The sequence below is a fragment of the Pseudonocardia sp. CA-107938 genome (assembly GCF_050936315.1).
In the GTDB taxonomy this organism is placed as follows: Bacteria; Actinomycetota; Actinomycetes; order Mycobacteriales; family Pseudonocardiaceae; genus Pseudonocardia.
In genome coordinates, this window is the sequence record NZ_JBNJNA010000002.1 from 70,779 (window position 1) to 92,552 (window position 21,774).

At 74.0% G+C, this 21,774-nt stretch carries 17 protein-coding genes; 16 read left to right on the forward strand and 1 reads right to left on the reverse strand.

The window, feature by feature from the left end; translation table 11 throughout:
• Nucleotides 1-115: 115 nt before the first annotated feature.
• The 7 genes from ACQEVB_RS33125 to ACQEVB_RS33155 all read left to right on the forward strand — a co-directional run bounded on the left by ACQEVB_RS33125 (nt 116) and on the right by ACQEVB_RS33155 (nt 8,163).
• Nucleotides 116-2,737, forward strand: a complete 2,622-nt coding sequence (locus tag ACQEVB_RS33125; RefSeq protein ID WP_432981013.1) for a valine--tRNA ligase — start codon at nt 116-118, stop codon at nt 2,735-2,737.
• The gene (locus tag ACQEVB_RS33130; protein WP_432981016.1) at nt 2,734-4,275 is read left to right on the forward strand and encodes a bifunctional folylpolyglutamate synthase/dihydrofolate synthase; all 1,542 of its coding nucleotides are present in this window, start codon (nt 2,734-2,736) and stop codon (nt 4,273-4,275) included. Before ACQEVB_RS33125 ends, ACQEVB_RS33130 begins: the two co-directional genes overlap by 4 nt.
• Nucleotides 4,272-4,661, forward strand: a complete 390-nt coding sequence (locus tag ACQEVB_RS33135; protein WP_432981019.1) for a DUF4233 domain-containing protein — start codon at nt 4,272-4,274, stop codon at nt 4,659-4,661. Before ACQEVB_RS33130 ends, ACQEVB_RS33135 begins: the two co-directional genes overlap by 4 nt.
• Before the next feature lie 35 nt (nt 4,662-4,696).
• Nucleotides 4,697-5,209: a DM13 domain-containing protein gene (locus tag ACQEVB_RS33140; RefSeq protein ID WP_432981022.1), complete on the forward strand. Its 513-nt coding sequence runs from the start codon at nt 4,697-4,699 to the stop codon at nt 5,207-5,209.
• A gap of 143 nt (nt 5,210-5,352) precedes the next feature.
• Complete coding sequence (locus ACQEVB_RS33145; protein WP_432981025.1) at nt 5,353-6,144, forward strand: hypothetical protein; 792 nt, start codon at nt 5,353-5,355, stop codon at nt 6,142-6,144.
• Nucleotides 6,145-6,412: 268 nt separating this feature from the next.
• Nucleotides 6,413-7,204, forward strand: a complete 792-nt coding sequence (locus tag ACQEVB_RS33150; protein ID WP_432981028.1) for a sugar phosphate nucleotidyltransferase — start codon at nt 6,413-6,415, stop codon at nt 7,202-7,204.
• Entirely contained in the window at nt 7,201-8,163 is a 963-nt protein-coding gene (locus ACQEVB_RS33155; protein ID WP_432981031.1) for an NAD-dependent epimerase/dehydratase family protein, read from the forward strand. Before ACQEVB_RS33150 ends, ACQEVB_RS33155 begins: the two co-directional genes overlap by 4 nt.
• Nucleotide 8,164: 1 nt before the next feature.
• Here ACQEVB_RS33155 and ACQEVB_RS33160 read toward each other — a convergent pair whose 3' ends face one another.
• A complete protein-coding gene (locus ACQEVB_RS33160; RefSeq protein ID WP_432981034.1) occupies nt 8,165-10,279 on the reverse strand; it encodes a hypothetical protein in 2,115 nt (704 codons plus the stop codon).
• Between the two features lie 163 nt (nt 10,280-10,442).
• Here ACQEVB_RS33160 and ACQEVB_RS33165 point away from each other — a divergent pair, with 163 nt between their 5' ends.
• The 9 genes from ACQEVB_RS33165 (at nt 10,443) to ACQEVB_RS33205 (ending at nt 21,774) form a co-directional block, all read left to right on the forward strand.
• Nucleotides 10,443-12,383 (forward strand): TIGR03960 family B12-binding radical SAM protein, encoded by a 1,941-nt coding sequence (locus ACQEVB_RS33165; protein ID WP_432981037.1) that lies wholly within the window; start codon nt 10,443-10,445, stop codon nt 12,381-12,383.
• Entirely contained in the window at nt 12,376-12,858 is a 483-nt protein-coding gene (locus ACQEVB_RS33170; protein ID WP_432981040.1) for an N-acetyltransferase family protein, read from the forward strand. Before ACQEVB_RS33165 ends, ACQEVB_RS33170 begins: the two co-directional genes overlap by 8 nt.
• Nucleotides 12,859-12,967: 109 nt before the next feature.
• Nucleotides 12,968-13,741, forward strand: coding sequence for a TIGR03936 family radical SAM-associated protein (locus ACQEVB_RS33175; protein ID WP_432981043.1), 774 nt, complete (start codon nt 12,968-12,970; stop codon nt 13,739-13,741).
• A gap of 169 nt (nt 13,742-13,910) precedes the next feature.
• The gene (locus ACQEVB_RS33180; protein WP_432981045.1) at nt 13,911-16,844 is read left to right on the forward strand and encodes a translation initiation factor IF-2 N-terminal domain-containing protein; all 2,934 of its coding nucleotides are present in this window, start codon (nt 13,911-13,913) and stop codon (nt 16,842-16,844) included.
• 159 nt (nt 16,845-17,003) lie between these two features.
• The gene (gene rplU, locus ACQEVB_RS33185) at nt 17,004-17,312 is read left to right on the forward strand and encodes a 50S ribosomal protein L21 (protein WP_432981048.1); all 309 of its coding nucleotides are present in this window, start codon (nt 17,004-17,006) and stop codon (nt 17,310-17,312) included.
• 12 nt (nt 17,313-17,324) lie between these two features.
• Nucleotides 17,325-17,582, forward strand: coding sequence for a 50S ribosomal protein L27 (gene rpmA, locus ACQEVB_RS33190; RefSeq protein ID WP_432981051.1), 258 nt, complete (start codon nt 17,325-17,327; stop codon nt 17,580-17,582).
• Between the two features lie 83 nt (nt 17,583-17,665).
• Nucleotides 17,666-19,156: a GTPase ObgE gene (gene obgE, locus ACQEVB_RS33195; protein WP_432981054.1), complete on the forward strand. Its 1,491-nt coding sequence runs from the start codon at nt 17,666-17,668 to the stop codon at nt 19,154-19,156.
• Nucleotides 19,153-20,274: a glutamate 5-kinase gene (gene proB / locus ACQEVB_RS33200; protein WP_432981057.1), complete on the forward strand. Its 1,122-nt coding sequence runs from the start codon at nt 19,153-19,155 to the stop codon at nt 20,272-20,274. The genes obgE and proB overlap by 4 nt, the downstream gene beginning before the upstream one ends.
• Nucleotides 20,275-20,400: 126 nt before the next feature.
• Complete coding sequence (locus tag ACQEVB_RS33205; protein ID WP_432981060.1) at nt 20,401-21,774, forward strand: amidase; 1,374 nt, start codon at nt 20,401-20,403, stop codon at nt 21,772-21,774.

The window sequence follows — 21,774 nt, forward strand, 5'->3', positions numbered from 1 at the left end:
CATGGCCGGGCCCGTTCACACACGTCCGAACATGTGTGAACGGGCCCAGCGATGTGTGACGTGCCGGGCCAACACCGCACGAAGGTGGCAACCGCCCCGCTCGTAGACTTGGGGAGTGACCGAGACCCTCCCCCCACGCACTGCCGAGCTGCCCGCCCAGTGGAACCCGGGCGAGGTAGAGGCCGGCATGTACCGGCGGTGGGTCGAGGCCGGCTACTTCACGGCCGACCCGGGCAGCGGCAAGGAGCCGTACTGCATCGTCATCCCGCCGCCCAACGTCACCGGCAGCCTGCACTACGGGCACGCCATGGACCACACGTTGATCGACATCCTCACGCGGCGCCGCCGCATGCAGGGCTACGACGCGCTGTGGCTGCCGGGCATGGACCACGCCGGCATCGCCACGCAGAGCGTCGTGGAGCGTCGCCTGGCCGAGGCGGGCGAGCCGGGACGGCGTGAGCTGGGCCGGGAGGCGTTCGTCGAGCGCGTGTGGCAGTGGAAGGCCGAGTCGGGCGGCCAGATCCTGAGCCAGATGGCCCGCCTCGGCGACGGCGTCGACTGGTCGCGCGAGCGGTTCACCCTGGACGAGGGCCTGTCCCGCGCGGTCACCACGATCTTCAAGCGCATGTTCGACGACGGCCTGATCTACCGCGCGGAGCGGATGGTCAACTGGTCGCCGGCGCTGCAGAGCGCGATCAGCGACATCGAGGTCGACCACAAGGAGGTCGACGGCGAGCTCGTCTCCATGCGCTACGGCGACGGGGACGACGCGATCGTCGTGGCCACCACCCGCGTGGAGACGATGCTCGGCGACACCGCCGTCGCGGTGCACCCCGACGACGAGCGCTACGCCCACCTGGTCGGCCGCGAGATCGAGCTGCCGATCGTCGGCCGGCGCATCCCGGTCGTCGCGGACAGCCACGTCGACCCGAGCTTCGGCACCGGCGCGGTGAAGGTGACCCCGGCGCACGACCCGAACGACTTCGAGATCGGCCGCCGGCACGACCTGCCGATGCCCACGATCATGGACGAGTCCGGCGTGATCACCGGCACCGGCACGCGCTTCGACGGCATGGACCGGTTCGCCGCCCGCGAGGCCGTCCGCGAGGAGCTGCGCGCGCAGGGCCGCATCGTCGCCGAGACCCGCCCGTACAAGCACTCGGTGGGTCACGACTCGCGCACCGGCGTGGTGATCGAGCCGCGCCTGTCGCTGCAGTGGTTCGTGAAGGTGGAGTCGCTCGCGAAGGCGTCCGGCGACGCGGTCCGCTCGGGCGAGACCACGATCCACCCGCAGGAGATGACGTCCCGGTTCTTCTCCTGGGTCGACTCGATGCACGACTGGTGCATCTCGCGGCAGCTGTGGTGGGGCCACCGGATCCCGGTCTGGTACGGCCCCGACGGCGAGGTCGTGTGTGTCGGACCGGACGAGGAGCCGCCGAGCGGCGAGGGCTGGCGCCGCGACGAGGACGTGCTCGACACGTGGTTCTCGTCGGGCCTGTTCCCGTTCTCCACGCTGGGCTGGCCGGACGCCACGGTCGACCTGGAGCGCTACTACCCCAACGCGGTGCTGGTCACCGGCTACGACATCCTGTTCTTCTGGGTCGTCCGGATGATGATGTTCGGCACCTACGCGACGGGGCGCTCCCCGTTCACCGACGTCTACCTGCACGGACTCGTCCGCGACGAGCACGGCGCGAAGATGTCGAAGTCCAAGGGCAACGTGAAGGACCCCCTGGAGCTGATCGACGCCTACGGCGCCGACGCGCTGCGGTTCACGATCGCGCGCGGCTCCAACCCGGGCGCGGACATGTCGCTGTCGGAGGACTGGGTCGCCGGCTCGCGCGCGTTCGGCACCAAGCTGTGGAACGCCACCCGGTTCGCGCTGGCCAACGGGGCGTCGGCGCAGCTGCCGCTGCCGAGTCGCCCGACCGATGCCGACGCGTGGATCCTGGGCCGGCTGCGCGAGGTGGCGGCCGAGACCGACGCGCTGCTGGACGACTACCAGTTCGCGAAGGCCGCCGAGGGGCTCTACCACTTCACGTGGGACGAGTTCTGCTCCTGGTACCTGGAGCTGGCCAAGGACCAGCTCGCCGACGACGCGACCGCCGAGGGCACCCGCGCGGTGCTCGGGCACGTGCTCGACGCGCTGCTGCGGCTGCTGCACCCCATGATCCCGTTCGTCACCGAGGCGCTGTGGCAGGCGCTGACCGGCGGCGAGTCGGTCGTCGTGGCGGCCTGGCCGACGGAGCCCGGCGCGCCCGTCGACGCTGCCGCGAGCGCCCGCGTCGAGGACCTGCAGCGGCTGGTCACGGAGATCCGCCGCTTCCGCTCCGAGCAGCGGGTGCCCGACAACAAGCGCGTCGCGGCGAAACTGGTCGGGCTCGACGAGGCGGGCCTCGGCGGGCACCGTTCCGCCGTGGCGTCGCTCGTGCGGCTCACCGAGCCGGGGGAGGCCTTCACGGCCACCGCCACGGTCGAGGTCGGGCTCGCCGGCGGCAACGTGCACGTCGAGATCGACACCTCCGGCGCCATCGACGTGGCCGCCGAGCGGGCCCGGCTCGGCCGCGACCTCGCCGTCGCCGAGAAGGAGCTGGCGCAGGCGGAGAAGAAGCTGGGCAACGAGGCCTTCATCGCGAAGGCACCGCCCGCGATCGTCGACGGCATCCGCACGCGGCACGCCGCCGCGGTGGCCGACATCGAGCGGATCAACGCCCGGCTGGCGGCGCTTCCCTCGTGAGCCCGCGCGAGGACGGCTACGACGACGACTACGAAGAGGGTCTCGTCGGCCCGGACGACGGTTTCAGCGAGGCACCCGAGCCCGGCGCCGAGGGCACGGGCGAGCTGCCGGACCCCGAGGACGCGCTGATCGCGCGCGTCCTCGACCAGATCCGCGGCGCCGAGACCCCGGACGTGGTGCCCGCGCAGTCGACGGTGGCCGGGTTCGCCGAGTTCCTGGCCGTCGACGCGGTGCTGGACCAGCGCTGGCCGGAGACGGTCATGGAGCCGTCGCTGGAGAAGATGCGCGCAGTCGTGGAGCTGCTGGGCGACCCGCACCGCGGCTACCCCGTGGTGCACCTGACCGGCACCAACGGCAAGACGTCGACGGCCCGCATGATCGACGCGATCCTGTCCGAGATCGGGCTGCGCACCGGTCGCTACACCAGCCCGCAGCTGCAGCGCACCACCGAGCGCATCAACATCGACAACCGGCCGATCACGGCGGAGCGCTTCGTCGAGCTCTACCGGGACGTCCTGCCGTACGTGGAGCTGGTCGACCAGCGCATCGGCCTGCTGAGCAAGTTCGAGGTGCTCACGGCGATGGGGTTCGCGGCGTTCGCCGACGCGCCCGTCGAGGCGGCGGTGCTGGAGGTGGGGCTGGGCGGTAGCTGGGACGCCACCAACGTCGCCGACGGCGACGTCGCGGTGATCACCCCGATCGGCATCGACCACGTGAAGTTCCTCGGCGCCGACGTGCTGTCCATCGCGCGGGAGAAGTCGGGGATCATCAAGCCGGGTGCCGTCGCCGTGCTCGCCGCGCAGGACACCAAGGTGGCCGAGCTGCTGGTGGAGCGGTGCGTCGAGGTCGATGCGCAGGTGGCTCGCGAGGGTGCGGAGTTCGGCGTGCGGGAGCGCGAGATCGCCGTCGGCGGGCAGCGGCTGTCCCTGCAGGGGCTCGGCGGCCAGGTCGACGACATCTTCCTGCCGCTGCACGGCGAGTACCAGGCGAGCAACGCGGCGCTGGCGCTGGCCGCAGCGGAGGCGCTTGTCGGGGCAGGGCCGCAGCAGCCGATCGACCCCGACGCGATCCGCGCCGCGTTCGCGTCGGTGCGGTCGCCCGGCCGGCTGGAGCGGCTCGTGTCCGAGCCGGGACGGGCCAGCGTGTTCGCCGACGCCGCCCACAACCCGGCCGGCGCCCGTGCCCTCGCCGGTGCGCTCACCTCCGACTTCCGGTTCGAGCGGCTGGTCGGCGTGCTCGCGGTGCTCGGCGACAAGGACGTGCGCGGCATCCTCACCGAGCTCGAGCCCGTCCTGCAGGAGGTGGTGGTCACCACCAACTCCTCGCCCCGCGCCATGGATCCCGACGAGCTGGGGGCACTGGCGAGCGAGGTGTTCGGTGCGCAGCGCGTCAGCGTCGAGACCGAGCTCGCCCGGGCCGTCGAGCAGGCCGTCGAGCTGGCGGAGGAGAGCGGCGGCTCCGGGGTCGGGGTCGTGATCACCGGTTCGGTGGTCACGGCCGGCGAGGCGCGCACGCTGTACGGCAAGGAACCCTCGTGACGCAGGCACCTGCGCCCGACCCGATGAAGGGCATCCGCGGCGTCTTCGCCATGACGCTGGTGCTGGAGGCGATCGTCGTCGGGCTGGCGCTGCTGGTGCTGCCCAAGTTCGGCGGCGCGCCGTCGGGTGCCGCCTTCGGGTTGATCGGTGGGCTGGCGGTCGCCATGGTCGTCGCGTCCGGACTGCAGCGGCGGTCGTGGGGCCTCGCGGTGGCGCTGGTGCTGCAGGTCGCGGTGATCGTGGCCGGGTTCGTGCTGGTCCCGGCCCTGGGCGTCATGGGGCTGGTGTTCGCGGCGGTGTGGCTCTTCCTGCTGTGGTTGCGGCGCGAGGTGACGCGGCGGATGGCGGCGGGACAGCTGCCCGCGCAGCAGGTTCCCGAACCGTAAGAACCGGACGTACCGCTCGCCGCCATGCTGGACGCATGCGGTCCCTGCTGCGGCGCCCCGTCGTCATGAGTGGTCTCGTGGTGGCGGCGGTGCTGGCCGTCGTCGCCCTGCTCGTCTTCGAGCCGTGGAAGCTGGTGGTCGACCAGCGCGTCGACGAGGCGGCTCCCGCGCCGCCCGTCGCCGCGAGTGCAGCGCCCGCCGTCCTCGCGCGCGGCGAGCTGGTCGCCCACGAGCACGCGAGCAGCGGCACCGTCGAGGTGCTCGCACTTTCCGACGGCTCGCGGGTGCTGCGCCTGCAGGACCTGCGCACCAGCAACGGTCCGAAGCTCAAGGTGTGGCTCTCCGACCAGCCGGTGCTGCCGGGTCGCGACGGCTGGTTCGTGTTCGACGACGGCCGCCACGTCGATCTCGGCGACCTCAAGGGCAACATCGGCAGCTCCAACTACGCCGTCCCGGCCGACGTCGATCTGTTGGCGCTGGGCAGCGTGACGATCTGGTGCGACCGGTTCTCCGTGTCGTTCGCCGCGGCTCGGCTCGTGCCGGCCTGAGCCGGCAGGTCGGGCCGGCCGATGGCGACGCCGCGCTGCGGCACTCGTCGTCGACGCCGCCGGGTGAACGGCAACGCGACCGCAGCCGAAGTGAAACCGCGCCAGGGTGGCCGGGTGCACCGGTCCGGGTCGATGATGTGTGCATGACGGTCACGTCGCCGCGTTCGATCCGCCTTGACCAGGCGCGCATCGCGCTGGTGGTCGTGCTGGGAATCGCCCAGGTCGCGGTCGGCGCGGCCGGGGCGAACGGGGGGCTGGGCACGCGCATCGGCGAGGTCGCGCTCGCCCACCCGACCCCGCTGCTGGCCGCTTCGTGGGCGTTCGACATCTGGATCCCGATCTACGTCGGATTCCTCGCCTACGCCGGCTACCAGTGCTTCCCGCGCCAGCGCCACCGCGACCTGCACCGCCGCACCGGGTGGTGGCTCGCCTTCTCCGCCGTGTGCAACCTGGGGTGGACGTGGGCGTGGACGGCGGGGCTCGTTCCGCTCGCCGAGCTGATGCTGATCGGCCTGCTGGTCAGCCTCGCGCTGGTGTTCGGCCGGCTCAGCCGGGAGCCGGCCACCAGCACGCCGGAGCGGTTCGCGTTCCGCGCGCCGGTGGCGGTGTACACGGGCTGGGTGTCGATCGCGATCGTCATGGGCACCGCGGCCACCGGGGTCTGGATCGGGCTGCCCGGCGCCACGGCGATCGCGTCGGTGGCCGCCGTGATCGTCCTGGTCGCGGTGGCGACCGTCGTCTCGTGGGCGATCCTGAACGGCACCGCCGTCGTCGGGTACGCGGCGGCCGTCGTCTGGGCGCTCGTCGCGATCGTCCTGAACGGACCGCCGATGTCGGTTGCGGTGGCTGTTGTCGTGGTCGTCGCCGGCGTCCTCGCGGCGGCCGTCCGTCGCCTCGCCTCGTCCGCAGATCGGACCCGTGCGGCATTCGGTTGAGCGCCGTTCATTCAGGGTTTGCCCGGTGACCGCGGTCGGGTGACCGTTCGCCGGAGTGGTCACACAGGCAGCATCCGGAGTTCTGGATCTACCACTGAGGCTGCCCTACGATCCGGGCATTCCGTCGCACCCCAGCGTGACGGACCGGCGATGACGCCGACTTGGTGACGATCTTCGCGTGGCTTCCCGGGGAGAGCTGCGCCCGTGACGGCGGGAGACCGATGGGCGCCGCAGCCGACAACGGCACAGCGACATCTGGAGAGCACGGGTGAGCGGTCGGCGCGCCGTGGTGCTGGCCGGAGGCCTGGGCACCCGCCTGCGGCCCTACACGGCCGTGATCCCGAAGCCGCTGCTCCCCGTGGGCGAGCAGCCGATACTGGAGATCGTGCTGCGCCAGCTGCGCGAGCACGGGTTCGAGCACGTGTCGATCGCGACCGGGCACCTGGCCCAGCTGATCGAGGCGTTCTTCGGCGACGGGTCGGCGTTCGACTTGAAGATCGACTACTTCCGGGAACGGGAGGCGCTCGGCACGGTCGGCGCGCTCGCCATGATGGAAGGGCTGGAGGAGCCGTTCCTCGTCATGAACGGTGACGTGCTCACCGATCTCGACTACTCCGAGCTGCTCGACGACCACGTCGACAGCGGTGCCGCCGCGACGATCGCGGCGCGGGCGCAGGAGGTTCAGGTCTCCCTCGGCGTGCTGCACTTCGCGGACGCCGACGACGGCACCCGGATCACCGACTACGTCGAGAAGCCGGCGATCCGCTACGAGGCGTCGATGGGCGTGTACTGCTTCAGCCCGCGGGCCGTCGACCAGATCGTGCCGGGTGAGCGCCTGGACTTCCCCGAGCTGATCCTGCGGCTGATCCGCTCCGGCGAGACCGTGCGCGCGTGGCGCTCCGACGCGTACTGGCTCGACATCGGCCGCCACGACGACTACGAGCGCGCGATGGAGGAGTTCGAACGCATGCGCCACCGGCTGCTTCCCGAACCGCAACTGATCGGGCCGGCGTCGATCCCGGCTCAGCTCGACCGGCTCAGGGTGGAGCAGGGCGCATGACCGTCCTGGTCACGGGCGGGGCCGGCTACATCGGCATCGGCACCTGCGCGCAGCTGGTGGAGTCCGGGCGCCGGGTGCGCGTGCTCGACTCGTTGCTGCACGGGCAGCGCGGCCTGGCCGACGAGCTGGTCGCGAGCGGCGTCGAGCTGCAGGTTGGCGACGTGCGCGATCCGGCTGCACGGGCGGCTGCGCTCGACGGCGTGGACGCGGTGGTGCACCTGGCCGCCATCGTCGGCGACCCGGCCTGCGCTCGCGATCCGCAGCATTCGCACGACGTCAACGTCGAGGGCAGCAGGGCGCTGATCGCCGATGCGGCGGCCGCCGGGGTGGCGCGGTTCGTGTTCGCGTCCACCTGCTCGAACTACGGGCGGATGGCCGACCCGACGGTGCCGATCACGGAGGACGGCGAGCTCGCCCCCGTCTCGCTGTACGCGGAGCAGAAGGTGGGCGTCGAACAGCTGCTGCTCGCCGGCGCGCACGGCATGACGGCGACGTGCCTGCGGTTCGCCACGATCTACGGGGTCGCTCCGCGCATGCGGTTCGACCTCACGGTCAACGAGTTCACCCGCGACCTGTGGGCCGGCCGTCACCTCGAGGTGTTCGGCGAGCAGTTCTGGCGCCCGTACGTGCACGTCCGGGACGCGGGCCGGGCCGTGCGCGCGGTGCTCGACCAGCCGGTCGGCGTCGTCGGCGGGCAGGTGTTCAACGTCGGACGCACCGACGAGAACTACCGCAAGCTCGACATCGTCGAGGCGGTGGCGAAGGCGGTGCCGGACGCGTCGGTGTCGTACGTGGCCCGCAACGAGGACCCGCGCGACTACAAGGTCTCGTTCGAGAAGATCGCCGAGGTGCTCGGCTTCACCACCACCTCGACGGTGCCCGACGGCATCGCCGAGGTGATCGCCGGGCTGGAGGCGCGGCGGTTCGGCGACCCGTTCGCCGCCGTGCACCGGAACTGAGCTAGTCGGGCAGGTCGACGCGCTGCAGCGTGCCGTCGGTGTTCTGCACGATGCCGCCCTCGACGGTCGTCGGCGCCACCAGCAGCGGGTCCTGCGCGATGGCGGTGACGGCGCCGGTGACGGGGTCGGCGCGCAGCACCACCCCGTCCGAGCAGACGACGACGGGCCGGCCGGACGCGTCGAGCGCGAGGTGCGCCCCGGTGAGCGCGAGCTGTGCGGGCGGGACGCCGCGGGCCAGCTGGACGGCGGCCGGTGCGGGTTCGGAGCGCCGGTCTCCCGCGTCGACGAGGGTGCCGAGCACGGCGGACCCGGCGGTGGCGACGAGCCGGCCGTCGGCGAGGAACCAGCCGCGCCCGTCGGCCCGCACCACACCGCCCGTCACCGGTCCGGTCACCGGCGGGACGGCCGCTCCGGGCGCCGCGGCGGCGAGCCCGGTGGTCGAGGCGAGCAGGGGTGCGCGCCCGCCGAGGTCGGGCACGGGCGCGGCGTCGTCCGGGGCGGCGACCGCGGGGAACCGTTCGGTGGCTGCGCCGGGGCGCGCGTGGACGGCGACCACGTGACCGCGGCCTGCGCGCTCCGTCCACCACACGCCGCCGCTGCCGTCCGGCACCACCGGGACCGGGAGCGGGCCGTCCCGCCGCCCCAGCGGGACGCGGGTCGCGCCGGAGACGCCGGCGAGGTCGCCGTGGGCCTGGCTCGCCCAGCGCCCGGTGACGGCGAGCGCGGTCCCCACCTCGGGACCGGTGGCACCCACCGGCACGAACGCCACGGGCGGGCCGGCGCGCGGCGGGTGCGGCGTGCAGGCCGGCGTCGGCGGCAGGTCGACCAGCGTCGTCGCGGCCGTCGGGAGCCGCCACAGGCCGGCGCGCTCACCCGCCACGATCACGTCGACGTCGCCGGCGGGGGTCGCGATCATCGCGGTGACCGGGCCGGGTGGGGGAGCGGTCGCCCGCATGGTGCCGGCGGGATCGACGCGGACCAGGCGGTCCGCGGTGGCGAGCCAGATGCCGCCGTCCGGTGCCGGGGCGGGCGGCGTGGTCGCGCCGGCGAGGTAGGCGTCGCGCGCCGCGCCCGTCAGCCCGCAGGCGGGGTCGCTGCCGCCGGCCAGCACGTCCACGGTGGCGGCGGCCGGGGTGGGCTGGATGCGCTCCAGCCGCGGGCCGCCGTCGCGGTCGACGATCCGCAGCCCGCCATCGGCGAGCGGGACCGACCGCGCCGGGTCCACCGGCACCGTGCCGGGCGGGAACCCGATCGACAGCACCGGCAGGTACGTGGCGGCCAGGCGCTGCCGTCCCTGGTAGACGCCCGGGTCGAACACCCGCACCGCGCCCGGCGGGTCGCCGTCGGCGCGCAGCCAGAGCGTCCCGTCCGGTCCGACCGGACCCACCGCGGCGATCGCGTAGATCTCGAGGTCGACGGGGTCGGCGGCGCGCAGGCTCGTCACCCGCAGGCGGTCGGCCGCGATCCGGCGGGCCACCCGGTCGCCGGCGAGCCCGAGGATCTCGCCGGGCACGTCCGGGCGGGCCAGGTCGCGGGTGTGGCCGTGCGCATCGAGAACGACGACGGCGGTGTCGGACGCGATCGCCGTCGCGCCGCCGACGAGGACCGGTCGCCCCGTCCCGGCGGCGAGCCGGATCCACGGCCCGTCGTGCTGGGCGGCCGGGTCGGCCGTCACGACGGCAAGGGCGGTCGCGGCGACCGCCGCCGCGGCGAGCCAGGGCAGGACCGGGCGGCCGGCGGCCCCGGCCAGCGCCAGCAGCCCGGCGGCAGCGGCCAGCCATGCCCCGGGCGCGCCCGTCACGCCCCAGCCGACCAGCACCGCGATGCCGGTGGCCGCGACACCCGCCCCGGCTGCCGCCAGCACCGGCCGGGCGACGCGGCTCGGCGCGAACGCGACCGCACCGACGGCGGCGACCGCGAGCACCGCCAGCAGCACCGAACCGGGCAGCCCGACGACCTCCGCGCCGCGCCGGACCTCAGCGGCCTGCACCGGGACGCCCGGCACCAGCAGCACCGGCGGCGGCGCCGTCCACCACGGCAGCGCCAGCGCGGCCGCACCGCACGCGCCCAGGCCGGCCGCCGCCGCGCGGACGGCGGAGTCCAGGCGTGCCGCCATGCGAAGGCCCTCCGCGGGGTGGGGCGCCGGAGTGGCAGAGCCACTTCCACGCAGGATCCCTGCATGAAAGTGGCTTTGCTGCAACTGGTCAATGCCACCGATCCGGCGCCGTCGTGGGCGGACGGGTGCGGGAGGGGTCCCGCGTCTACCCTGGTGCAGCGTGATGCCCGCTCCGTCCGTCTTCGCCGCGCTCGAGCCGTTGCTGCCCCGCGTCGCCAAACCCGTGCAGTACGTCGGCGGTGAGCTGAACGCGCAGCAGAAGGACTGGCACGCCGCCACCGTGCGCTGGGCGCTCATGTACCCCGACGCGTACGAGGTCGGCCTGCCCAACCAGGGCATCCAGATCCTCTACGAGATCCTCAACGAGCGCCCGGACGCGCTCGCGGAGCGCTGCTACGCGGTGTGGCCCGACCTCGAGGCGCTGATGCGCGAGCACGGCGTGCCGGCGTTCACCGTCGACGCGCACCGGCCGCTGGGCGCGTTCGACCTCATCGGGGTCAGCTTCTCCACCGAGCTGGGCTACACGAACCTGCTCACCGCGCTGGACCTCGCCGGCATCCCTCTGCACGCCGTCGACCGCGGGGACGAGCACCCGATCGTCGTGGCCGGTGGGCACGCGGCGTTCAACCCGGAGCCGATCGCGGACTTCGTCGACGTCGCGGCCCTGGGTGACGGCGAGGAGGTCGTCGGCGACATCTCCGACGTCGTGGCCGCCTGGAAGGGCGAGGGCCGCCCCGGCGGGCGCCGCGAGCTGCTGCTGCGGCTGGCCGCCACCGACGGCTGCTACGTGCCCAGCCTCTACGCCGTGTCGTACGGCGCCGACGGCGCGATCGCGTCCGTCACGCCGACCGACGAGCGGGTGCCGGCCACCGTCACCAAGCGCACCACGATCGACCTTGACGACTGGCCGTACCCGAAGGCGCCCCTGGTGCCGCTCGCCGAGACCGTCCACGAGCGGGCCAGCGTCGAGATCTTCCGGGGCTGCACCCGCGGCTGCCGCTTCTGCCAGGCCGGGATGATCACCCGGCCGGTGCGGGAGCGCAGCCTGCAGGGCATCGGCGAGATGGTCGACGCGGCCGTGCGCAACTCCGGGTTCGACGAGGTCGGCCTGCTGTCGCTGTCGAGCGCCGACCACTCGGAGATCGCCGAGATCACCAAGGGTCTCGCCGACGCCTACGAGGGCACGAACACGTCGCTGAGCCTGCCGTCCACCCGCGTCGACGCGTTCAACATCGACCTGGCGAACGAGATCAGCCGCAACGGCCGCCGCTCCGGGCTCACGTTCGCGCCGGAGGGCGGGTCGGAGCGGATCCGCCGGGTGATCAACAAGATGGTGTCGGAGGAGGACCTCATCCGCACCGTCTCCGAGGCGTTCGGCCAGGGGTGGCGGCAGGTGAAGCTGTACTTCATGTGCGGCCTGCCCACCGAGGAGGACGCCGACGTCGTCCAGATCGCGGACATGGCGCACAACGTCATCCGCGCCGGCCGGGCCGCCGCCGGGCACAACGACGTGCGCTGCACCATCTCCATCGGCGGTTTCGTGCCTAAGCCGCACACCCCGTTCCAGTGGGCGGCGCAGGCGCACCCCACCGTCGTCGACGAGCGGCTGCGCAAGCTGCGGGCGGCCGTCAACGCGTCCAAGCTGGGGCGCAACGTGGGCATGCGCTACCACGACGGCGAGCCGTCGCTGATCGAGGGCCTGCTGGCGCGCGGCGACCGCCGGGTCGGGCGCGTCATCGAGCGGGTGTGGCGCGAGGGTGGCCGCTTCGACGGGTGGAGCGAGCACTTCTCCTACCCGCGCTGGGTCGACGCCTCGGCGGCCGAGCTGGAGCCGCTGGGCGTCTCCCTCGACTGGTTCACCACGAGGGAGCGCACCCGCGAGGAGATCCTGCCGTGGGACCACCTCGACTCCGGCCTGGAGCGCGACTGGCTGTGGGACGACTGGCAGGATGCGCTCGCCGGCCGCGAGCAGGACGACTGCCGCTGGACGCCGTGCTTCGACTGCGGGGTGTGCCCGTCCACCGGCACCGACATCCAGGTCGGCCCCAGCGGCACCACCCTGCTGCCGCTCACCGTGGTGAAGGGGCCCGGCGGGGGTGGCTGATGCCGACGGGGTGAGCGTGCGGGTCGCCGACGAGCGGGACATGCCGGCGATCGCCGCGCTGCGCCGCGCCTGGCTGGAGGAACGCACCGGCACCGCCGTCGACGACCCGGGCTTCGAGGCGGCCTTCGCCCAGTGGTGGCGGGTCGAGCTACCGCGCCGCACGTTCTGGGTGGCCGAGACGGGATCGGCGCGCAGCGGGTTCACCGCGGTCGGGTCGATCAACGTCGTCGAGATCGTGCACATGCCGCGTCCCGGCGCCCGCGGCGGGCGGATCGGGCACGTCGGCAACGCGTTCGTCCTCGCCTCGTTCGCCGACCGCGGGGTGCCCGGCGCGCTGCTGGCGGCGGCCATCGAGCACGCGCGGACCCGGCACTACCGGCGGCTGCTCCTGGCCCCCACGGCGGGCAGCGCGGGCTTCTACCGGCGCGCCGGCTTCGTCCCGGTGGGCGGCGACCTGCTGACGCTGGGGGAGTAGCTCCGCCGGCTGACTCGTCGAGAACGACGTTACCGTCGACTGAATCGATTCAAACTCGCGGCAACGTCGTTCTCGTCGGGTGCGCGGTGGGGCACCGTAGGCTGTTCCGATGCCCCGCGTCCGCGCCGGGGAGGCGGCCAACCCCTCCCTGCCCACCGTCGCCCGGGTCCGCGTGCAGTTCGCCAAGCGCGGCCGGTTGCGCTTCCTGTCCCACCGTGACGTGGCGCGCAGCGTGGAGCGGGCGGTGCGCCGTGCCGCCATCCCCGTCTCCTACTCGCACGGGTTCAGCCCGCACCCGCGGCTGACCTGGAGCTCTGCCGCGCCCACCGGCACGGCCAGCGAGGCCGAGTACCTGGAGATCGGGCTCACCCGGCCCGTCGAGCCGGGGGAGCTGGCCACCGCCCTCGACGCGGCCCTCCCGGACGGACTGGACGTGCTCGCCGCCGCCGTGACCGACGGGGTCGCGCTCGCCGACCGGATCGACGCCGCCCGGTGGCGCATCGAACTGGACGGGGTGCCGGTCGCCGATCTGGAGGCCGCGATCGCCGCGCTGCTCGCCGCCGACGAGGTGCTCGTCGAGCGCGTCACACCCAAGGGCAGACGGCACGTCGACGTGCGGGCGGCGCTGGTCCGGGCCGACGTCACGGCGCGGGACGGCTCGGCGAGCACCTCCGACGAGCGGGACTGTGCGATACTGACGGCGGTCGTGCGGCAGGGCTCGCCCGTCGTGCGACCCGACGACGTGTTGGGCGCTCTCGACGTTGTCGCAGGTCTGCGGCCACCGGTCCCCGCGAGGGCGACCCGGTTGGCCCAGGGCCTGCTCGACGACCGGGGCGAACTGGCCGATCCGCTGGGCTCCGACCGGGTCACCACCCGGGCCTGAACCTGCGGCGCGGTCCCGGGCGCACCGGCGCCACTGCCGGATCCGGCACGCCGTCTGGCACTACCAGGATTGCGCTGCACGCACCGCGCGCAGTGAGACGAACGAGCGAGAACTGCACGGGCCCCTGCGCGGCCGCCTTCACCGAGGCGCCCGGGGGCGGAGGAGCTGAATGTCGAAGAGTGATGCGCCCGCCGGTGGCACCGGCGGGTCGGCGACCGTACCCGCCGGCGTCGATCTGGACGAACTGCCCGACCGGATCCGGGTGCACGCGCTGGCGAAGCTGATCGGTCGCACGAGCCGCGAGCTGCTCGCCACGCTCGCCGACCTCGGCGTCGAGGCGAAGAGCGCCCAGTCCAGCGTCGACCGCAAGGCGGCCGAGCAGGCGATCGTCGCGCTGGTCCCCGCGGCCGAGCCGGCCGAACAGCCCGAGCCAGAGCCGGCGCCCCCGGCCGCTGCCTCCATGGCGCCCGTGTTCGCCCCGCCGACGCCGCTGTTCCAGGCCCCCGAGCCGGTGTCGCGCCGCCGCCGCGCCGCCCAGGAGCCGGCTGCCGACGAGACGGCGAGCGAGGAGCCCGAGGCCGGTGACGAGCCGGCCGCACCGGTGGGTCGCCGGCGCACCCGCGCGCGGCGAGCCGCCGAGCCGGTCGAGGAGCCCGCCGCCGACGAGTCCGACGACGACACCGCCGAGGACGGCACCGACGAGAGTGCCGACGAGTCCGAGGACGGTGGTGCCCGCCGGCGCCGCCGCCGCGGCCGTCGTGGCCGTGGTCGTGGCCGCGGGGGTGACGAGGCCGCCGACGAGTCGTCCGACGGCGAGGACGCCGACCAGGAGTCCGACGAGGCCGCCGACACCGACGACTCCGACTCGGATGCCGAGTCCGACTCCGACGACGGTGACGACACCGACGAGCAGGCCGAGGGCACGTCCCGCCGTCGCCGGCGCCGCCGGCGGCGCCGCGGAGCTGCCGACGAGGTGTCCGACGACGACCCGCCCGGCACCGTCACCAAGGTCCGCGCGCCCCGCGAGGACCGCGACGAGGGCGACGGCGTGCAGTCGGTGCGCGGCTCGACGCGCCTGGAGGCGAAGCGCCAGCGCCGCCGCGACGGCCGCGACGCCGGCAGGCGGCGCGCCCCGATCCTGTCCGAGGCGGAGTTCCTGGCCCGCCGCGAGTCGGTCGACCGCACGATGGTGGTGCGCGAGCACGGCGAGCGCGTCGAGATCGCGGTGCTGGAGGACGACGTCCTCGTCGAGCACTTCGTCGCCGGCGCCGGCCGCGACGGCAAGTCGCTGGTCGGAAACGTGTACCTCGGCCGCGTGCAGAACGTGCTGCCGTCCATGGAGGCCGCGTTCGTCGACATCGGGCGCGGCCGCAACGCCGTCCTGTACGCCGGCGAGGTCGACTGGGACGCCGCCGGCCTCAACGGCAAGGCCCGCCGCATCGAGCAGGCCCTGCAGAGCGGCGACAGCGTGCTCGTGCAGGTCACCAAGGACCCGGTCGGGCACAAGGGCGCGCGCCTGACCACGCAGATCAGCCTCGCCGGCCGCTTCCTGGTCTACGTGCCCTCCGGGGGCGCCGCGGGCATCAGCCGCAAGCTGCCCGACGTCGAGCGCAAGCGGCTCAAGGACATGCTCAAGGAGATCGTCCCCAGCGAGGCCGGGGTGATCATCCGGACGGCGTCGGAGGGTGTGAGCCACGAGGCGCTGGAGCGCGACGTCCGCCGCCTGCAGGCGCAGTGGGAGGTCGTCAAGGCCAAGGCGGAGGCCACCGGCCCCAACAAGCCCAAGGCGCCCGTGTTGCTCTACGAGGAGCCCGACCTCATCGTCAAGGTCGTGCGCGACCAGTTCAACGAGGACTTCACCTCGTTGATCGTCGAGGGCGACGACGCCTGGGACACCGTCTCCGGCTACATCTCCCACGTCGCGCCCGAGCTGGTCGAGCGGCTGCACCGGCACACCGGCCCGTCCGACGTGTTCGCCGCGCACCGCATCGACGAGCAGCTGTTGAAGGCGCTCGACCGCAAGGTGTGGCTGCCCTCGGGCGGCACCCTGGTGATCGACCGCACCGAGGCCATGACGGTCATCGACGTCAACACGGGCAAGTTCACCGGCTCCGGTGGCAACCTCGAGGAGACCGTCACCCGCAACAACCTCGAGGCGGCCGAGGAGATCGTGCGCCAGCTGCGGCTGCGCGACATCGGCGGCATCATCGTCGTCGACTTCATCGACATGGTGCTCGAGGCCAACCGGGACCTCGTGCTGCGCCGGCTCACCGAGTGCCTGGCCCGCGACCGCACCCGCCACCAGGTGGCCGAGGTCACCTCGCTCGGCCTGGTGCAGATGACCCGCAAGCGGGTCGGCGGCGGGCTGCTGGAGCACTTCTCCACCCCGTGCGAGCACTGCCGGGGCCGCGGCATCATCGTCAGCACCGAGCTGCCCGCCGAGAAGCCCCAGCCGGGCGACGCCGACCGCGGCGGGCGCCGCCGCGGTGGCCGTGGCCGGCGCGGCGACGAGGGCGGCACCGGCGGCGGCAACGGCTCCACCAACGGCAGCAGCGGCGGCAACGGCAGCGGTACCGGCTCCACGAACGGGAGCACCGGCGGTGGCGGGCAGCGGTCCGACCAGGGCGGCCGGGTCGAGCGGCCGGCCGCCGACACGCCCGTCGCGGAGAAGCCGGTTCCGGAGACCGTTGCTGCGGAGCAGCCGTCCGTCGAGGCAGCCGTGGTGACCGAGTCGGTCGCGGAGAAGCCCGTCGCGCCGAAGCCCGAGCCGGCGCCGGTGGCGGCGGAACCGGTGGCGCGCAACGGACACGGAGTCGCGGCGGCGGAAGTGGAACCGACGCCGGAGCCCGTCAACGGCACGCACCCGGCGGAGGAGGCACCGCGCCCGCGCCGTCGTGGCCGGGTCACCCGCACCGCAGGCGCGCCCACCACGACGAGTGGTGAGGCACCGGCGGTCGGCGTGGTGACCGTGCCGGCCGAGGCCGCGCCGGCAGCAGCGGCTCCGCCCGTGCCGGCGCAGCCCGAACCGACCGTCACCTCCCGGCCCCGCCGGGCCCGCCGGGCGGCGTCGCGGCCCGCCGGTCCGCCGGTGGGGGAGGAGTAGCGAGGTCCGTCGACCCACCCGCTGGGGGTGGGTCGGCGGTGCAGTATCCTGAGTACCTGCGTCGCGGTCGGTCATGCCCGATCTGCGGCACGCGCCAGCCATGAGGATGTGTGGACGCGGGCTGGCGCCTCGTGTCCCCGAGCTAGGAGCAGTGCGTCGATGTACGCGATCGTCAAGACCGGCGGCAAGCAGTACAAGGTCGCCGAGGGCGACGTACTCACCGTCGAGAAGCTCGTCGGCGAGCCCGGGGCCGAGCTGACCCTGCCCGTCGTCCTCCTGGTCGACGGCGGTGACGTCACCACCGACGCGTCCGCGCTCGCGACCGCCTCGGTCACGGCCACCGTGGTGGAGCACACCAAGGGCCCCAAGATCCGCATCCACAAGTTCAAGAACAAGACCCGGTACCACAAGCGGCAGGGTCACCGTCAGCCGCTGACCAAGGTGCAGGTCACCGGGATCGCGAAGTAGGAGGACGACACCATGGCTCACAAGAAGGGTGCGTCCAGCTCCCGCAACGGTCGCGACTCCAACGCGCAGCGCCTCGGCGTCAAGCGCTTCGGTGGCCAGGTCGTCAACGCCGGCGAGATCCTCGTCCGGCAGCGCGGCACCAAGTTCCACCCCGGCACCAACGTGGGGCGCGGCGGCGACGACACGCTGTTCGCCCTCGCCGACGGCGCCGTCGAGTTCGGCTACGCCCGCGGCCGCAAGGTCGTGAACGTCGTGCCGGCGCAGGTCTGAGACCCGCGCCAGCTATCAGCTTTCGCCGAACGGCGGGTCGCCCCTGAGGGTGGCCCGCCGTTCGCTCGTGTCAGGAGTACTGCATGCCCAGGTTCGTCGACCGCGTGGTGGTGCACGCCACCGCCGGTGCCGGCGGCAACGGCTGCGCATCGGTCCACCGCGAGAAGTACAAGCCGCTCGGCGGCCCCGACGGGGGCAACGGCGGCCGCGGTGGTTCGGTCGTGCTCGTCGTCGATCCCGGGGTGCACACGCTGCTCGACTTCCACCACCGGCCGCACGCCGTCGCCAAGAACGGCACGCAGGGCCAGGGCAGCTTCCAGGCCGGCGCCAACGCCGAGGACCTGGAGCTGCGCGTCCCCGACGGCACGGTGGTGTTCACCGAGGACGGCGAGCTGATCGCCGACCTGGTCGGGCCCGGCACCCGCTTCGTCGCCGCCGAGGGCGGCCGCGGCGGGCTGGGCAACGCCGCGCTGGCCTCGGCCGCGCGCAAGGCGCCGGGGTTCGCGCTGCTCGGCGAGCCGGGCGAGAGCCGCAACCTGGTGCTGGAGCTGCGCTCCATGGCCGACGTCGGGCTCGTCGGGTTCCCGTCGGCCGGCAAGTCGTCGCTGGTGGCGGCGCTGTCCGCGGCACGGCCGAAGATCGCCGACTACCCGTTCACCACGCTGGTGCCGCAGCTGGGCGTCGTCACCGCGGGCGACGAGGTGTTCACCGTCGCCGACGTGCCCGGTCTGATCCCCGGCGCCGCCGAGGGCCGCGGTCTGGGCCTGGACTTCCTGCGCCACATCGAGCGCTGCTCGGTGCTCGTGCACGTGGTCGACTGCGCCACGTACGAACCCGGCCGCGACCCGATCTCCGACATCCAGGCGCTGGAGGACGAGCTCGCCCGCTACACCCCGGCGCTGGGCGGCGAGCTCGCCGGCCGGCCTCGCATGGTCGCCCTCAACAAGATCGACGTGCCGGACGCGCGGGAGCTCGTCGAGATCGTCACCGCCGACGTCGTCGAGCGGTTCGGCTGGCCGGTGTTCCCGATCTCGACGGCGAGCCGGGCCGGGCTGCGCGAGCTGTCGTTCGCGATGGCCGCCGAGGTCGCGGCGTTCCGTGCAGCACAGCCCGTTGTCGAGCCGACGCGGGTGGTCGTGCGGCCGGTCGCCGTCGACGACGCCGGGTTCACCATCGAGCCGGACCCCGAGGAGGACGGCGGCTGGATCGTGCGCGGCGCCCGTCCCGAGCGCTGGGTGCGGCAGACCAACTTCGACAACGACGAGGCCGTCGGCTACCTGGCCGACCGCCTCGCCCGGCTCGGCGTGGAGGACGCGCTGGCGGAGGCGGGTGCCCAGCCGGGCTGCCCGGTCACCATCGGCACGATGACGTTCGACTGGGAGCCCACCACGCCGGCCGGCATCGCGGTGCTGATGTCCGGCCGCGGCACCGACCGCAGGCTGGAGCAGAACGACCGCGTGGGTGCCGCGGCGCGCAAGATGGCCCGGGCGGAGCGGCGGCGCCACCGCAGCGACGCCGAGCTGGCCATCGAGGCGGCGCAGAAGGCCGCGCTGCAGGAGGAGTCGGGGGAGTGAGTTCGACCCGGCGGGCACTGGCCGCGGCGCGGCGCGTCGTGGTCAAGGTCGGATCGTCCTCGCTGACCAGCCTCGACGGTGGGATCGACCCGCTGCGGCTCGACGCGCTCGTCGACGCGCTGGCCCGCCGTCGCGCCCGCGGCAGCCAGGTCGTGCTGGTGTCGTCGGGCGCGATCGCGGCCGGCCTGGCCCCGCTGGGCCTGGCGAAGCGACCCACCGACCTGGCCACGCAGCAGGCCGCGGCTGCCGTCGGGCAGCTGCTGCTCGCGCACGCGTACGAGGCGTCGTTCACCCGCTACGGCCAGACCGTCGGGCAGGTGCTGCTCACGGCCGACGACATGATCCGCCGGGCGCACTACCGCAATGCCCAGCGCACCCTGGAGCGGCTGCTCGGGCTCGACGTGCTGCCGGTGGTCAACGAGAACGACACGGTCGCCACCGAGGAGATCCGCGTCGGCGACAACGACCGGCTCGCCGCGCTCGTCGCCCACCTCGTCGGCGCCGACGCGCTGGTGCTGCTCTCCGACGTCGACGGCCTCTACGACGGCGACCCCCGCAAGGCCGGGTCACAGCTGCTGGCCGACGTCGACGCGCCCTCGGATCTCGACGTGGTGCGCATCGCGAAGCCCGCCAGCCGGAGCCTCGGCACCGGCGGCATGGCCACCAAGATCACCGCTGCCGGGATGGCGGCTGCCGCGGGCATCCCGGTGCTGCTCGCCTCGGCCGCCGACGTCGACGACGCGCTCGACACCGCGGCCGAAGGACCCAAGATCGGCACGGCGTTCCGCCCGTCGGGGCGGCGGATGGGGGCGCGCCGGTTCTGGCTGCTCAACGCCGCGGACGCGCAGGGCAGGCTGGAGCTGGACGCCGGAGCGGTCGCCGCCGTGGTCGGGCGCCGCCGCTCGCTGCTCGCCGCCGGGATCCGCGGGGTCGCCGGCGACTTCGTGGCCGGTGACGTGGTCGACCTCGTCGGCCCGGACGGCGCGGTGGTCGCCCGCGGTGTCGTCGGCTTCGACGCGGCCGAGCTGCCGGCGCTGATCGGCCGCCGCTCCCGCGACCTCCCCGTCGAGCAGCGGCGCGAGGTCGTGCACGCCGACGACCTGGTCGCGCTCGGCTGACCCGGGCTGCCCCTGCGGTCGCCCCGACGTGGCTGCGCGGTGCTGTCGTGTCTCCGGCGGCGTGGTGTGATCCCCGATGACGCCGTGCGACCGGTGCGCCGTCGCCGGCAGGAGGAGGACGCGGTCGTGGACGGGAACCAGCTCTGGCATCGGGACGCGACCGGGCTGGCGGAGCTGATCGCCACCCGGCAGGCGTCGGCGGTGGAGGTGGTCCAGGCGCACCTGGACCGCATCGACGCCGTCAATCCGACGATCAACGCCGTGGTGACGGTGCTCGCCGACCAGGCACTCGCGGGAGCGGAGGTGGCGGACCGGGCGGTGGCGGCGGGCGAGCCGCTCGGACCCTTCCACGGCGTGCCGTTCACGATCAAGGACTCGCTGGACGTGGCCGGCACGGTGACCACCCGCGGTTCGACCCTGTTCCGCGACCGGGTGCCGGCCACGGACGCCACCGCGGTGGCCCGGCTGCGGGCGGCCGGCGCCCTCCCGCTCGCCAGGACCAACCTGCCGGAGTTCTCCTACTGGACCGAGACGGACAACCTCCTGGTCGGCCGGTCGAACAACCCCTGGGACCTCGACCGCACCCCCGGGGGCTCCAGCGGCGGCGAGTCCGCCGCCATCGCCGCCGGCATCTCGCCACTGGGGCTGGGCAGCGACGTGGCGATCTCGGTGCGCGGACCCGCGCACGACACCGGCATCGTCGCGCTGAAGGCGACCCGCGGACGGATCCCGATCACGGGGCACTGGCCCGACGTTCCTCGCCGCTACTGGCACGTCGGCCCGATGGCGCGCAGCGTGCGGGACGTCGGCACCGCCTTCGGGATCCTCGCCGGCCCGGACGGCGTCGACGGGTACGTCCAGCACGCACCGCCGACAGGGAAGGGGCCCGCGGCACTCACCGGGCTGCGGGTGGGCTGGGCGAGCGAGCCCGCGTTCGGCCCGGTGGATCGCGAGGTGTCGGCCGCGGTCATGGCCGCGGCGGACGCGCTCCGCGACGCGGGTTGCGTGGTCGAGCCCGCCCCGCTGGACGGGCTGGCGGACGTCGACGGCACCGCGCTGAGCTCGGTGCTGTTCACCGCGGAGGTGGTGCCGTACTTCCGCCGGGCGGTGGCCGGACGGGAGTCCGAGGTGCACGCCGTCGTGCGGCGGACGCTCGCCGCGCCGGAGGTGTCGACGGCCGACTACGTCGACGCACTGCAGCAGGTGGACGCGCTCAGCGGCCTCTTCGCCGGGTACTTCGAGCGCTACGACGCGCTGCTGTGCCCCGTGTGTCCCGTCCCCGCGCAGCCCCACGCCCGCTCGACGTTCCCCGTCGGCGACGTGACCGTCCCGGCGCGCGGGATCATGCGGGCCACCGTCCCGTTCAACCTCACCGGCCTGCCCGCGCTGGCAGTGCCGTTCGGGGTCAGCACCGGCGGCCTCCCCATCGGCGTCCAGCTCGTTTCCCGCTGGTACGACGAGGCGACCATCCTGCGCCTCGGGGCCGCGCTGGAGCCGTGA